Annotated in this window: 11 protein-coding genes; 9 read left to right on the top strand and 2 right to left on the bottom strand. The window is 73.3% G+C overall.

Annotation, left to right across the window (positions count from 1 at the left end; translation table 11 throughout):
- The first annotated feature begins 10 nt into the window (after window positions 1–10).
- From ACH4RC_RS21955 to ACH4RC_RS21940, 4 genes are all read left to right on the top strand, one after another.
- Window positions 11–652, top strand: a complete 642-nt coding sequence (locus tag ACH4RC_RS21955; RefSeq protein WP_398203395.1) for an isochorismatase family protein — start codon at window positions 11–13, stop codon at window positions 650–652.
- The gene (locus ACH4RC_RS21950; RefSeq protein ID WP_398203393.1) at window positions 649–888 is read left to right on the top strand and encodes a phosphopantetheine-binding protein; all 240 of its coding nucleotides are present in this window, start codon (window positions 649–651) and stop codon (window positions 886–888) included. The genes ACH4RC_RS21955 and ACH4RC_RS21950 overlap by 4 nt, the downstream gene beginning before the upstream one ends.
- Window positions 885–4,823 (top strand): amino acid adenylation domain-containing protein, encoded by a 3,939-nt coding sequence (locus ACH4RC_RS21945; RefSeq protein ID WP_398203390.1) that lies wholly within the window; start codon window positions 885–887, stop codon window positions 4,821–4,823. The genes ACH4RC_RS21950 and ACH4RC_RS21945 overlap by 4 nt, the downstream gene beginning before the upstream one ends.
- A 71-nt stretch (window positions 4,824–4,894) precedes the next feature.
- Window positions 4,895–5,788, top strand: a complete 894-nt coding sequence (locus ACH4RC_RS21940; protein ID WP_398203387.1) for an NAD(P)-dependent oxidoreductase — start codon at window positions 4,895–4,897, stop codon at window positions 5,786–5,788.
- Window positions 5,789–5,814: 26 nt separating this feature from the next.
- Here the strand turns inward: ACH4RC_RS21940 and ACH4RC_RS21935 are convergent, their stop codons facing one another.
- Window positions 5,815–6,222 carry a CoA-binding protein gene (locus ACH4RC_RS21935; RefSeq protein WP_398203384.1) on the bottom strand — a complete coding sequence of 136 codons (408 nt, stop codon included), beginning with the start codon at window positions 6,220–6,222 and terminating at the stop codon, window positions 5,815–5,817.
- Between the two features lie 329 nt (window positions 6,223–6,551).
- Between ACH4RC_RS21935 and ACH4RC_RS21930 the strand changes: the two genes are divergently transcribed.
- Window positions 6,552–7,385: an arabinan endo-1,5-alpha-L-arabinosidase gene (locus ACH4RC_RS21930; RefSeq protein WP_398203382.1), complete on the top strand. Its 834-nt coding sequence runs from the start codon at window positions 6,552–6,554 to the stop codon at window positions 7,383–7,385.
- Between the two features lie 22 nt (window positions 7,386–7,407).
- Here ACH4RC_RS21930 and ACH4RC_RS21925 read toward each other — a convergent pair whose 3' ends face one another.
- Window positions 7,408–9,372: an amino acid transporter gene (locus ACH4RC_RS21925; RefSeq protein ID WP_398203380.1), complete on the bottom strand. Its 1,965-nt coding sequence runs from the start codon at window positions 9,370–9,372 to the stop codon at window positions 7,408–7,410.
- Window positions 9,373–9,498: 126 nt separating this feature from the next.
- Between ACH4RC_RS21925 and ACH4RC_RS21920 the strand changes: the two genes are divergently transcribed.
- The 4 genes from ACH4RC_RS21920 to ACH4RC_RS21905 all read left to right on the top strand — a co-directional run bounded on the left by ACH4RC_RS21920 (window position 9,499) and on the right by ACH4RC_RS21905 (window position 14,747).
- The gene (locus ACH4RC_RS21920; protein WP_398203378.1) at window positions 9,499–10,119 is read left to right on the top strand and encodes a YigZ family protein; all 621 of its coding nucleotides are present in this window, start codon (window positions 9,499–9,501) and stop codon (window positions 10,117–10,119) included.
- Window positions 10,120–10,227: 108 nt separating this feature from the next.
- On the top strand, window positions 10,228–10,437 hold the full coding sequence (locus ACH4RC_RS21915; RefSeq protein WP_398203376.1) for a hypothetical protein: 210 nt from the start codon (window positions 10,228–10,230) through the stop codon (window positions 10,435–10,437).
- A gap of 123 nt (window positions 10,438–10,560) precedes the next feature.
- Window positions 10,561–11,724, top strand: a complete 1,164-nt coding sequence (locus ACH4RC_RS21910; protein ID WP_398203373.1) for an exonuclease SbcCD subunit D — start codon at window positions 10,561–10,563, stop codon at window positions 11,722–11,724.
- Entirely contained in the window at window positions 11,721–14,747 is a 3,027-nt protein-coding gene (locus ACH4RC_RS21905) for an AAA family ATPase (protein ID WP_398203372.1), read from the top strand. The genes ACH4RC_RS21910 and ACH4RC_RS21905 overlap by 4 nt, the downstream gene beginning before the upstream one ends.
- Window positions 14,748–14,782: the final 35 nt, after the last annotated feature.

Below are 14,782 nucleotides of genomic sequence, written 5' to 3'. Positions count from 1 at the left end.
GCCCCCCACCATGCCCCTTCCCGCCATCGCCGCCTACCCCCTGCCCCGCCCGGACGAACTGCCGGCCAATCGCGTCGCCTGGGCCGTGGACCCCGCGCGCGCCGTGCTCCTCGTCCACGACCTGCAGCACCACTTCCTCGCCAAGTACCCGCAGGACGCGCAGCCGCTGACCGGCATGCTGGACAACACCGCCCGTCTCCTCAAGGAGAGCCGGGCGCTCGGCGTCCCCGTCTACTACTCCGCCCAGCGCGGCGGTCAGACCCCCGAGGAGCGCGGGCTCCAGCTCGACTTCTGGGGGCCCGGCGTAGCCGACGACCCGGCCGCGCTCGCCATGCCGGAGGCCGTCGCCCCAAAGGACGGGGACACCGTCCTCACCAAGTGGAAGTACAGCGCCTTCGTCCGCACCGAACTCGAAGCGCTGATGCGGGAATCGGGCCGCGACCAACTCGTCGTCGTCGGCGTCTACGCCCACATCGGCGTGCTCATCAGCGCCGCGGACGCGTGGATGCGCGACATCCAGGCGTTCGTCGTCGCCGACGCCGTCGCCGACTTCACCCGCGACGACCACGACATGGCCCTGCGCTGGGCCGCCGGCCGCTGCGCCGTCGTCACCACCACCGACGCGCTCATCGAGGAGGTACGGGCCGCATGACCACGACCCTCACCGTCGAAAAGATCCGCACCGACGTCGCCGACTGCCTCGGCGAGGACCCCGCCGCCATCCCCGTCGACGAGAACCTCGTCGACTACGGCCTCGACTCCGTCCGCGTCATGACCCTCCTGGAACGCTGGCGCCGCGACCACGGCGTAGAGGCGTCCTTCGTCGACCTCGCCGAGAAGCCCGCCGTCGACGCCTGGGCCCAGCTGCTCGGGGTGACCCCCTCATGACCGTGCTGACCGGCCACGACACCGACACGCGTACAGGTACCGCCCGCGACTGCGTCCTCCCGCTCACCGCCGCCCAGTCCGGCATGTGGTTCGCCCAGGCACTCGACCCGGCCAGCCCCGCGCAGAACACCGCCGAGTACCTGGAGATCGACGGCGAGCTCGACCCCGAGGTGTTCGCCGCCGCGCTGCGCCACGTCGTCCACGAGGCAGACGCCCTGCGCGTGCGCATCGAGGAGACACCGGACGGGCCTCGGCAACGCATCCGTGCCACCGTCGACCTGCCGCTCACCGTGCGCCGGGACCTGAGCACGGACGAGGCCCTCGCCTGGATGCGCGACGACCTCGCCCGCCCCTGCGACCTGACGACCGGACCGCTCTTCGCACACGCCCTGTTCCGGGTGGGGGAGCGGCGCTGGCTCTGGTACCAGCGCGTCCACCACCTGGTCATCGACGGCTTCGGCCACTCCCTCCTCGTACGCCGTACCGCCGAGGTCTACACGGCGCTCGCCCGCTCCACGGACCCCGGTCCCCGTCCCTTCGCGGGCCTCGCCGACCTGCTCGCGCTGGACGCGGAGTACCGGGCCTGCGACGCCTTCGAGACCGACCGCGCGCACTGGAGCGCCGCGTTCGGGGACCGCCCGGAGGCGTCGCGCCTCGCGGGCCGGGGCGCGCCGGCGTCGCACACGTTCCGCCGTCGTACGACGCAGCTGCCGCCGGAGACGACGGAACGGATCCGCGACCTCGCCACGCGGACCCGCGCCACCTGGCCCGACGTCCTCATAGCCGCCCAGGCCCTCTACACCGCGCGCGCCACCGGCCGCCGCGACGTCGTCCTCGGCGTACCGATGATGGGCCGGATGGGCTCGGTCGCCCTCCGCGTCCCCGGCATGGTCATGAACGTCCTGCCGCTACGCCTGACACTCGCCCCGGACACGACACTCACCCAGCTGGTGCGCCAAGTGGTGCTGGGCATACGCGAGTTGCGCCGCCACCAGCGCTACCGCTACGAGGACATCCGTCGCGATCTCGGCCTGCTCGGCGAGAACCGGGGCCTCGTCGGGCCCCTCGTCAACGTCATGCCGTTCGACTACGCCACCGACTTCGCCGGCGCCCCGGCCCGCGCCCACAACCTGTCCGCCGGTCCTGTCGACGACCTCACCGTCAACATCTACGACCGCGCCGACGGCCGCGGCCTGCGCATCGACCACGACGGCAACCCGGCCCTCCATGAGGACGCGGACCTCGCCGCACACCAGACCCGCTTCGTCCACCTCCTCGGCCGGCTCGCGGAGACCGACCCCGACACCACCCCGCTCGACACGCACACCATCGCCACCTCCGCCGAACTCTCCCTCGTACTCGACGAGTTCAACCGCACGGAACGCGCCCTGCCCCCGACGACCCTCATCGGCCCGATCGGCGCGCAGGCCGCCCGCACGCCGGACGCGGTGGCGCTGGTGTACGGCGACACCACCCTCACGTACGCGGAACTCGACGCCCGCGCCAACCAGCTGGCCCGCCACCTCCAGACCCTCGGCGCCCGCCCCGGCGAGATCGTCGCGGTCTCCGTGCCGCGCTCCGTCGAGCTGATCGTGGCCCTGCTCGCCGTTCTGAAGGCGGGCGCCGCCTACCTGCCGCTCGACCCGGACTACCCCGCGCAGCGCCTCGCCCACATGCTCGACGACGCCCGGCCGGTGTGCGCCGTCACCGACCGCGCGGACCGTCTCCCGGCCGACCGCACCGGGACGCCGCTCGTCGTCCTCGGCGGCCTGGACGTCTCCTCGTACGCCACCGTCGAACCGGCGCGTGCGCTGACGCCCGCGCACCCCGCGTACGTCATCTACACCTCGGGCTCGACCGGCCGCCCCAAGGGTGTCGTCGTGCCGCACTCGGCGATCGACAACCGGCTGCGGTGGATGCAGGACGCGTACCCGATCGGTCCGGACGACCGGGTGCTGCAGAAGACGCCGTCGTCGTTCGACGTGTCCGTGTGGGAGTTCTTCTGGCCGCTGCGGCAGGGCGCGACGCTGGTCGTGGCCGAGCCGGGCGGCCACAAGGACCCGGCGTACCTGTCCCGCGTGATCCGCGACAAGTCCGTCACCACCTGCCACTTCGTACCGTCGATGCTCCAGGTGTTCCTGGCCGGGGGCGACGGGTGCGGGGCCTCCCTGCGCCGCGTCTTCTGCAGCGGGGAGGCGCTGGCGCGCGAGACGGCGAGCGCGTTCGCCCGCGCGCTGCCCGGCGTGGAGCTGCACAACCTGTACGGGCCGACCGAGGCCGCCGTCGACGTGACCTACCACGCGTGCGAGCCGGACGGCGAGGGCCCGGTCCCCATCGGCCGCCCCGTCTGGAACACCCGCCTGCACGTCCTCGACCCGGCGGGCCGCCCGTGCCCTCCGGGCATCACGGGCGAGCTGTACCTGGCGGGACGCCAACTGGCGGACGGTTACCTGAACCGCGACGAGCTGACCGCCGAGCGCTTCGTTTCCGACCCCTTCCGCCGCGGCGGCCGCATGTACCGCACCGGCGACCTCGCCCGCTGGACCGAACGCGGCGAGGTCGAGTACCTCGGCCGCACCGACCACCAGGTCAAACTGCGCGGCCAGCGCATCGAGCTCGGCGAGATCGAGGCCGCCCTCGCGGCCCTCGACGGGGTCGACGGCGCCTGCGCCCTCGTCCGCGACGACCGCCTCGTCGGCTACGTGACCGGCGACGACGCCCCGGACCCGACGGCGGCCCGCGCCGCCCTGGCCCGCGAACTCCCCGAACACATGGTCCCGTCCGCGATCGTCCCGCTTCCGGCCTTCCCCCTGAGCCCCAACGGCAAGCTGGACCGCGCCGCGCTCCCCGCCCCGGTGTTCACCGGCAGCGGGGGCGTCTCCGCCCGCCCGGCGAACCACCGCGAGGCCACCCTGGCCGCCCTCTTCGCCGAGGTCCTCGGCGTCGAACGGGCCGGGGCCGACGACGCCTTCTTCGACCTCGGCGGCACCTCGCTCCTCGCCGTCCGCCTGGTCGCCCGCGTCCGGGAGGAACTCGGCGCCGAACTGACCATCGGCTCCCTCTTCGAGGCCCCCACCCCGGCGGCCCTGGCCACCCGTATCGCCTCCTCGGCCCCTGTCTCCGGCGACGCCCTGGACGTACTCCTGCCGCTGCGCAAGCAGGGCGAGCGCCCGCCCCTCTTCGCCATCCACCCGGCGGGCGGCATCTCCTGGTGCTACGCCGGCCTCACCGCACGCCTCGACCGGGACCAGCCCGTCCACGGCGTCCAGGCGCGCGGCCTGACCACGGACGGCCCGCTCCCCACCACCCTGTGGGAACAGGCGGGCGAATACGTGGCCCGGATCCGCGCCGTCCGCCCGCACGGCCCCTACCGGCTGCTCGGCTGGTCCGTCGGCGGCATCCTCGCGCACACCGTCGCCGTCCTGCTCCAGGAGGCGGGGGAGGAGGTCGACTTCCTCGCGCTCCTGGACGCCTTCCCCGCCGAGCAGTGGCGGGAGCGCCCGGCCCCCGAGGAGGGCGACGCGCTCACGGCGGTCCTGCGCATGGCGGGCTTCGAACGCTCCGGCGAACGCACCCGCGAAGACGTCCTGGCCACCCTCCGCAAGGCGGGCAGCCCCTTGGCGGGCCTCACCGACGCGACACTCTCCCGCATCGTCGACATCGTCCCGAACCACGCCCGCATGATGCGCGCCCACACCCACCGCCGCTACGAGGGCGACGTCCTGTTCTTCACCGCGGCGGCCCCGCGCCCGGAGTCCTGGCTGACCCGGAAGGCGTGGCACCCGCACGTGGGCGGGCAGGTGATCAACCACGATCTGCCGTGCGGCCACCCGGAGTTGCTGCGGGACGAACACGCGGAGACGATCGCGAAGGCGGTGTCGGCACGCCTGGACGAGCTGTCGTGTGGGGCACGTGGGCGCGGTCGCACGCCCTGATGAGGGCGGCACGAGCCTAAGCTCGACCCGAGAAGGCGACAGCTGACCGACGACGGAGAGTTGACGAAGAGATGAGCGACGACCAGCTGACCGTGAGCGTCCTGGGCACCGGGATCATGGGCGCGGCGATGGCCCGCAACATCGCGCGCGCCGGACACACCGTCCGCGCCTGGAACCGCAGCCGCGACAAGGCCGAACCTCTGACGGCGGACGGCGTGCGGGTCACCGACACCCCGGCCGAGGCCGTCGCGGACGCCGACGTGATCCTGACGATGCTCTACGACGGCCCGGCCGCGCTGGAGGTCATGCGGCAGGCCGCGGACGGGCTGCGTTCCGGCACCGCGTGGTTGCAGTCGACCACCGCGGGCCTGGACGGCCTGAGCGACCTGGCCGACTTCGCCACCGCCCACGGCCTGGTTCTCTTCGACGCGCCGGTGCTCGGCACCCGCCAGCCCGCCGAATCCGGCGACCTGCTGGTCCTGGCGGCGGGCCCGACCGCGTACCGCGACGCCGTGACCCCGGTCCTCGACGCGGTCGGCGCCCGCACGGTCTGGACCGGTGAGGACGGCGCGTCCGGCTCCGCGACCCGTCTGAAGCTCGTGGCCAACAGCTGGGTTTTGGCCACCACCAGCGCGGCGGGCGAGGTCCTCGCCCTCTCCAAGGCCCTCGGCGTCGACCCGCAGCACTTCTTCGACGCCATCGCGGGCGGCGGCCTCGACCTCCCCTACCTCCGCCTCAAGGCGGGCCTCGTCCTGGAGGACCGCCTCACCCCCGCCCAGTTCGCCGTCACCACCGCGGCCAAGGACGCCCGCCTCATCGTCGAGGCCGGCCGCCAGCACGGCATCCGCCTCGACGTGGCAGAGGCGAGCGAGGCCCGCCTGACCCGCGCGGCGGAACAGGGCCACGGCGAGGAGGACATGGCAGCGGCGTACTTCGCTTCGTTCGGCAAGGACACCGAGCGGTGAGGAGCTGACGCCGGGTCACGTCGGGGTCAGCCGAGCCGTGGGATCTCGATTGCCGGGCAGCGGTCCATCACCATGTCCAGGCCCGCCGCCCGCGTGCGGTCGTACGCCTTCTCGTCGATGACGCCGAGCTGGAACCAGACGGCCTTGGCGCCGACGGTGACGGCTTCGGCGGCGACGGGGCCCGCGAGGTCGCTGTTGACGAAGACGTCGACCACGTCGACCGGGAACGGGATGGCGTCGAGGGAGGGGTAGCCCTGTTCGCCGTGGACCGTCTCGGCCTTGGGGTGGACGGGGACGACGCGCTTGCCGAAGCGTTGCAGGACGGCGGCGACCCCGTACGCGGCACGGGCCTGGTTCGAGGAGAGGCCGACGACCGCCCAGGTGTCGCCGGACTCGGTGAGGATCTTCCGGATGGTGGCTTGGTCGGCGTACATGCTGGCTCCCTACCGCCGTGGCGCGGAACTTCCCGTCCTTCGGGTCAACCGGGCGGGCTCGCCGCGGATTCCTTCGCGCAGGCATTGACGCAACTGGCGTTCGATTCTACGGTCCCGTCCGATGTCGCGACCAGTGTTCGAAATTCCGGACACGTTCTCACCGGCTGGTCTCATCGGCCGGACAGAAGGAGCCTCCGTGAGTCGTCGTCTCAGAACCGCCCTCGCCACCCTCCCCCGCCGCCCTGCTCCTCGCCCTCGTCCCCTCCACCGCCTCCGCGTACCCGAACCCGGGCCGCGTCACCGGCGCCACCGTCGTCCACGACCCGACCATGATCCGGACCTCGGCAGGTCAGTACCTGCTGTACGCGACCGGGGGCGGGCTCGGCTCCCGTACGTCCGGCGACCGGATCGCGTTCAGCGCCGGGAGCGACGCCTTCGGCGGCAAGCCCTCGTGGTGGTCGGCGTACGCGAGTGAGGCGTGGGCGCCCGACATCTCGTACCACGGCGGGAAGTACCTGATGTACTACGCCGTCTCCACCTTCGGGTCCAACAAGTCCGCCATCGGACTCGCCGGTTCGAGCACCGGACTGCCCGGCTCGTGGACGGACTACGGCGTCGTCCTCACCTCCACCACCTCCAGCGACTACAACGCCATCGACCCGAACCTCTTCGTCGACGGCGACGGGAAGTGGTGGCTGTCGTTCGGGAGCTGGTGGACCGGGATCAAGATGATCCGGATCGATCCGTCCACCGGAAAGCAGTACGCGGGCGACACCGCCCGGCGCTCCCTCGCCTCCCGGCCGACCGGGACCAAGGCCGTCGAAGCCCCGTACGTCGTCAAACACGGCAGCTATTACTACCTGTTCGCCTCGTACGACGTGTGCTGCGCCGGCACCTCCTCCACGTACAAGGTGAAGGTCGGGCGGGCGAGCAGTGTCACCGGTCCTTACCTCGACAAGAACGGGGTCGCGCTCACCGACAACGGCGGTACGCCGGTCCTGGAGTCGCACGGCAGCGTCGTCGGGCCCGGCGGGCAGTCCGTCATGAGCGACGTGGACGGGGATCTCCTCGTCTACCACTACTACGACGGGAACGACGGCGGGACGCCCAAGCTCGGCATCAATCTGCTGAACTGGAGCAGTGGGTGGCCCGTCGCGTACTGACCGGGTGGCGGACGGTGCATTTTCAGCCGACGTGTACGCGCGGTCGCCGGGCCGGGTCCCGTTCCGCCCTGCGCAGCACCTCGCGGGTGACCGGAGCCACCTCGCCGTAGCCGAAGACCAGGAAGCGGAGCAGGTGGCTGACGGGGTGGCCCTCGGTCCAGTTGAAGTAGGCGTGCGGGACCTCGCCCGTACGGTCGCGCAGGTTCATCAGGACCGCGGCCACCGTGTTCGGGACGCCGGGGCCGTGCACGCGCAGACGGCGCACCCCGTGTTTCTCGTCGCCGTGCACGGTCAGGTCCTCGGTGAAGTCGGAGGAGTCCTGCACGAACACCTCGAGGAAGAGCACCGTGCCGCCCTCGGGGATATGTGTCTCCTCGCGCTGGGCGTACTCCTTATCGCGGTACGCGGCGGTGCTGTGCTCCTGCGGCTCGTTCGCGATGAGCCGGAGCGGGCCGTGCGCCGTCGCCTCGTCGATGATCCGCGCGGCCGCGTCGTCGAAGGTGACCGCGCCCGCGCGCAGCTCGAAGGCGCGGTGCACGCGCGAGGCGAAGGAGGAGAGCAGGATCGCGACGATGAAGATCGCGGCGATCTTGATGCCGTCGGGGCGTTCGACGACGTTCGTGACCAGGGTGTACGCGAAGACGGCGGTGATCGCGCCGAAGCCGAGCGTCGCCCGGCGGCGCCCGTGCCGGTGCACGGCGACCGTGGAGGCGAACGACGCGGACAGCATCAGGACCAGGACACCCGTGGCGTAGGCGCCGGACTGGTCGTCGACGTTCGCGTTGAACCACAGGGTGATGGCGACCGCCGCCGCCATGAAGGTGAGGACCAGGGGGCGGACGGCCCGCGTCCACTCCGGGGCCATGCCGTAGCGCGGCAGGTAGCGGGGGACGAGGTTGAGCAGCCCCGCCATCGCGGAGGCGCCCGCGAACCACAGGATGCAGATCGTCGACACGTCGTAGACCGTGCCGAAACCTTCGCCGAGATACGTGTGAGCGAGGTAGGCGAGCGCGCGGCCGTTCGCCGAGCCGCCCGGCTCGAACTCCTTCTGCGGGATCAGGATCGTCGTCGCCAGGCTCGACAGGAGCAGGAAGCCGCTCATGATCAGCGCGGCCGTGGTGAGCAGCCTGCGGGTCTCGCGGATGCGGCCCGCCGGCTTCGCGAACGTGTCCGTCCTGTCGCCCCTGACCTGCGGCATCACCGCCACACCCGTCTCGAAACCGGACATGCCGAGCGCCAGCTTCGGGAAGACCAGCAGCGCCACGCCGACCATCACGAACGGGGAGGAGTGCTCGGCCGTCATCGTGCCCCACCAGTCGCCGACCTTCACCGGCGCGGTCACGACGTGGGCGGCGGCCGTGGCGAGCACGACGATGTTCAGGAGCAGGTAGGCGGCCACCAGGACGACCGCCACCCGGATCGCCTCCTGGAAACCCTTCAGGAACACCGCACCCAGCGCCGCGAGGAGCACCAGCGTGATCCAGGTGTTCGCCCCGTGCAGCGCGGCGGGCGCGAACGGGTTCTCGACCACGTGTGCCGCCGCGTCCGCCCCCGACAACGTGATGGTGATCATGAAGTCGGTGGCGGCGAAGCCGAGGAGCACGAGCACGAACAGCTTCCCCGCCCACCACGGCAGGAGCCGCTCCAGCATCGCGATGGAGCCCTCGCCGTGCGGCGACTCCTTCGCCACCCGGCGGTAGACCGGCAGCGCGCCGAGGAGGGTGAGGGCGATCAGGACCAGCGTCGCGAGCGGTGACAGCAGGCCCGCCGCCAGGGCCGCGATACCCGGCTGGTAGCCGAGCGTGGAGAAGTAGTCCACACCCGTCAGACACATGACCCGCCACCACGTGTGACCCTCGTGCTCCGCGGGTGCGTGTGCGTGTGGGCCTTGGTGGCGCGCCGTTCGGTCGGTCAGCCCTTCCAGGAGCCAGGCGCGCCAGCGGGGCGTGCCCGGCGCCGGGCGCTCGGTCCGGGTACCGGTGGTCATGGTGCGGTGCTTCCTGTCGAAGGGCTCCTACTGCCGTGGGGGCGGCGACGTGCGAGTGTCCACCACATCGTCGCCCGTACACCGGGCGGCGGCGAACCCGGCCGCACCTGCGCATACGCTGGGGTGATGCAGGACGAGTACCGCACTGTGGCCCGCGAGGGCGTGCACGAGACAGAGATCAGCCGCTCCCGGTTCCTGTGCGCGCTCGCGCCCGCCGCGACGGAGGAGGAGGCGCAGGCCTTCGTCGCCCGCGTCCGCAAGGAGCACCCGACGGCCAACCACAACTGCTTCGCGTACGTCATCGGCGCCGACGCCGCCGTGCAGAAGGCGAGCGACGACGGCGAGCCGGGCGGGACGGCGGGCGTCCCGATGCTCCAGATGCTCACGCGCCGCGAGATGCGGTACGTCGTCGCGGTCGTCACCCGGTACTTCGGCGGCGTGAAGCTGGGCGCCGGTGGGCTCATCCGGGCGTACGGCGGGGCGGTGGGGGAGGCCCTCGACACCCTCGGCACGGTGACGCGCCGCCGGTTCCGCATCGCCACGGTGACCGTCGACCACGCCCGCGCCGGAAAGATGGAGAACGACCTGCGGGCCACGGGCCGGGCCGTGCGCGACGTCCGTTACGCGGAGCGGGTGACCATCGAGATCGGGCTGCCCGAGGGGGACGTGGAGCGGTTCCGGGCATGGCTGGCCGATGTGAGCGCGGGGGGTGCCGGGTTCGAGCTCGGCGGGGAGGCGTACGGCTGAGCGCCGGGCCCTGCGTTAAGGGCGCTCGCGTGTTCGACTCCTGACGAACTGCCCCCGTCCTGGGGCGTGTTGGGTCCTTCTGGGTTCCGGTTCGCCACAGCTTCAGGCATGCACCCGCTGTTCACCTCCGCGAACGGGATCACCGACATGGGCGAGACCGTCGCCCCCGCCGCCGGAGACCTGCCCGTCACGTGGTGCTGGAGCCGTTCGCCGTTCTCGGGCCTCGCCCTGGCCGGCGAGGCCCGCCTGTCGAGTATGCGGGTGCGGGTGCACGGACCGTTCGCATGGTCTGCCTGTTGCGGCCCGGCTGGGATGTGACTGCAGTGGTGAATCAGGTGCGGCGAAGCGTTAGCGTAAGGAGTGCCGGCCCGGGGTTTCCGTGCCGGCTTGTGCTGGTTTTTGAGGCGTTACCGAGAGAAACGTGCAGGCCGGAGCCGTTCAATGAGATTGCTGCACACGTCCGACTGGCATCTGGGCCGCGCGTTCCACCGCGTGAGCATGCTCGACGCCCAGGCCACGTTCGTCGGCCACCTCGTCACCGTCGCGCGCGAGCGCGAGGTCGACGCGGTGGTCGTGTCGGGCGACGTGTACGACCGCGCGGTCCCGCCGCTCGCCGCCGTCGAGCTGTACGACGACGCGCTGCACCGCCTCGCCGACCTCGGCGTCCCCACAGTGATGATCTCGGGGAACCACGACTCGGCCCGCCGCCTCGGCGTCGGCGCGGGGCTCATCGGACGGGCAGGCATCCATCTGCGTACGGAGCCGGGCCGCAGCGGCGAGCCCGTCGTCCTGGCGGACGCCCACGGCGAGGTCGCCCTCTACGGGCTCCCGTACCTCGAACCGGCGCTGGTGAAGGACGAGTTCGGGGTCGCCAAGGCCGGGCACGAGCAGGTGCTCGGCGCCGCGATGGAGCGGGTCCGCGCCGACCTCGCCGGGCGCGCGCCCGGCACCCGCTCGGTCGTCCTCGCGCACGCCTTCGTGACCGGCGGCGCGCCCAGCGACAGCGAGCGCGACATCACGGTGGGCGGCGTCTCGGCGGTCCCGGCCGGGATCTTCGACGGGGTCGACTACGTGGCCCTCGGCCACCTCCACGGCAGCCAGGTCATCTCGGAGCGCGTCCGCTACTCCGGCTCGCCGCTCCCGTACTCCTTCTCCGAGGCCGGTCACCGCAAGAGCATGTGGCTCGTCGACCTGGACGCGGAGGGCGCCGTCGCGGCCGAGCGGATCGACTGTCCTGTGCCCCGGGCCCTCGCCCGCGTCCGTGGCGACCTCGACGACCTCCTCGCCGACCCGGACCTCACCGTCCACGAGGAGTCCTGGGTCGAGGCGACGCTCACCGACGAGGTCCGGCCCGACGACCCGATGGCCCGCCTCGTCGAGCGCTTCCCGCACACGCTGAGCCTGCTCTTCGACCCGCGCCGCACCGAGACGCGGCCCGACGCCACGTACGCCGAGCGCCTCAAGGGGCGCGACGACCACGAGATCGCGGAGGACTTCGTGCAGCATGTCCGGGGGGCCGGCCCCGACGACGAGGAGCGCGCCGTGCTGCGGGCCGCGTTCGACGCCGTACGCACCGACGACGTGGTGCGCGAGGTCGCCCGGTGAGACTGCACACGCTGCGCGTCACCGCGTTCGGGCCCTTCGGCGGGGCGCAGGAGATCGACTTCGACGCCCTGTCGTCGGCCGGTCTGTTCCTGCTGCACGGCCCGACCGGCGCCGGCAAGACCTCCGTCCTCGACGCGGTCTGCTACGCCCTGTACGGGTCCGTGCCCGGCGCCCGCCAGGCCGCCGGGAGCGGCCAGGGGCAGAATCTCCGCAGTGACCACGCCGTACCGGGGGTACGCACCGAGGTCGCCCTCGATCTGACCGTCGCGGGGCGCCGTCTGGAGCTGACCCGGCAGCCGCCGTTCGCCCGGCCGAAGAAGCGCGGGACCGGGTTCACGACGGAGAAGGCGCAGAGCTGGCTGCGCGAGTACGACGCCGTGACGGGGGAGTGGAAGGACCTCAGCCGCTCCCACCAGGAGATCGGCGAGGAGATCACGCAGCTGCTCGGCATGAGCAAGGACCAGTTCTGCCAGGTCGTGCTGTTGCCGCAGGGCGACTTCGCCCGGTTCCTGCGCGCCGACGCGGAGGCGCGCGGCAAGCTCCTCGGGCGGCTCTTCGACACGCACCGGTTCGCCGCCGTCGAGCAGCGGCTCGCGGAGGACCGGCGCGGGGCCCAGCGGCAGGTCGAGGCGGGCGACGCGGAGCTGCTCGCCGACGCGCACCGGATGCAGCAGGCCGCGGGCGGCATCGTCGAACTCCCGCCCGTGGACGCGGCGCCCGGTGACCCCGGACTCGCGGACGCCGTCCTCGCCTGGGCGGCGACCGCCCGCTCCACCGCGCGCGAGCACTTCACGCGCACGCATCTGGCGTTGGGCGCGGCCGAGTCGGCGCGTGTGGCGACCCAGCGCGAACTGGCCGAGGCCACCGAGACGGAGCGGCTCCAGCGCCGACACGCGGAGGCCGGGGCGCGGGCCGCCGGGCTCGCCGAGCGTGCGCCCGAGCACCGAGCCGTCGAGGAGAGGATGGAGCGGGCGCGGAAGGCCGAGAAGGTCGCCCCTCCGCTGTCTCTCCGGGAGGCGGCGGAGAGCGAGCACCAAGGCGCGCTGGTACGGGAGGAGCAGGCGCGGCTCGCCCTGCGCGCGGAGCCGTCGGGCGAAGGCTCCTTCGCTTCGGCCCCGCCCGAGGCGCTCACCGAGGCCGCGCGGCGTGTCGCCCTGGAGCTGGGCGGACTCGCCTCCGCGCGGCGCGCCGAGCGCAGGCTTGTCTCGTCGGCCGACGAGCGCACGGCGCTCGACCGGGACGAGCGCGCCGACACCGAACTGCTCGACGAGGCGGAGGCATGGCTCTCCGCGTGGGACACGCGCCGCGCCGCACTCCAGAGCCGGGTCGACGCCGCCCAGGAGGCCGCGACCCGCGCCGAGCACCTCGCCGGGCAGCTGGAGCCCGCGCGGCAGCAGGCCCGCGCCGCCATGGAACGCGACCGGCTCGCGTCCCGGGCCGAGGACGCCGCCGCCGTCATGCTGGCGGCCCGCGAGGAAGCCGCCGCCGCGCACGAGCACTGGCTCGGCCTCAAGGAACAGCGCCTGCGCGACGTGGCCGCCGAGCTCGCGGAGGGGCTCGTCGACGGCGCGCCCTGCACCGTCTGCGGGGCGACCGAACACCCCGCGCCGATGCGCAAGTCCGAGCGGCACGTGGACCGCGCCGCCGAGGAGGGCGCCCTCACCGCCTACCGCGCGGCCGACGCCCGCCGTGGCGACACGGAGCGCGCCCTGGCCTCCGTACGGGAGGAGCTGGCCGGCGCGAAGGCCGCCGCCGGGGAGGGTTCGGCGGAGCGACTCGCGGAGAGTGTGCGGGACTTGGAGGTGCGACACGCCGAGGCCCGTACCGCCGCGTCCGCTCTGCACGCGGCCCGCGAGACGCTCGCCCGCGCCGAGAGCGAGCAGGGCCGACGGCTCACCGACCGCCAGGAGGCCGCCACGCGCACCGCGGCCCGTGCGTCCACGCGCGAGGCGCTGGAGCGCGAACAGGCAGCTCTGGAGCGTGAGTTGAGCGAGGCGCGCGGCAGCGCCGGGAGCGTCGAGGAGCGCGCGGCCCAGTTGGAGCGGCTCGCGCACCTGCTCACCGAGGCGGCCGACGCGGCCCGCGCCGTCGAGTCCACGGCGACCCGCCTCAAGGACGCGGACGCGCGCCTCGCCGACGCGGCGTTCCGCGCCGGGTTCGACACGCCGCAGGACGCGGCCGCCGCGCTGGTCGACGACGCCGGGCACCGGGAGCTCCAACGCCGCCTGGACGCCTGGCAGTCGGAGCAGGCAGCCGTGCGCGCGATCCTCGCGGAGGAGGACACCGTCGCGGCCTCGCGCGAGCCCGCCGCCGACGTGCCCGCCGCCCGCGCCGCCGCCGAGGCCGCCGACGTGCGCGTACGGGCGGCGGGCTCCGCGCGGGACGCCGCCGCCCGCCGCTGCGACGAACTCGACCGGCTCTCCCGGCGCACCGCCACCGAGGCCCGCCGCCTCGGTCCGCTGCGTGCCACGTACAACCGCATCGCCCGGCTCGCCTCCCTCGCGGCCGGTACCTCCGCCGACAACGAGCGCAAGATGCGCCTGGAGTCCTACGTCCTGGCCGCCCGCCTCGAACAGGTCGCGGCGGCGGCCACGGCCCGCCTGCGCCGCATGTCATCGGGCCGGTACACGCTGGTCCACTCCGACTCCCTCGCGGGGCGCGGCCGTTCGGGCCTCGGCCTGCACGTCGTCGACGCCTGGACGGGCCGCGAACGCGACACGGCGACACTCTCCGGCGGCGAGACCTTCTTCGCCTCCCTCGCCCTCGCGCTCGGCCTCGCGGACGTGGTCACGGACGAGGCGGGCGGCGTCCGCCTCGACACCCTCTTCATCGACGAGGGCTTCGGCAGCCTCGACGACCAGACCCTCGACGAGGTCCTCGACGTCCTCGACTCCCTCCGCGAACGCGACCGCAGCGTAGGCATCGTCAGCCACGTCGGCGACCTGCGCCGCAGGGTGCACGCGCAGCTCGAGGTGGTGAAGGGACGCTCGGGGTCGGTCGTGCGGCAGCGCGGGGCCGAGTAGAGCGGGCTGCGGGCGTGCCCGGGGTCGTAGAGCCT

Source organism: Streptomyces sp. NPDC016845 (assembly GCF_044332585.1).
GTDB lineage: Bacteria > Actinomycetota > Actinomycetes > Streptomycetales > Streptomycetaceae > Streptomyces.
This window is presented reverse-complemented; position numbering and strand designations above follow the sequence as displayed.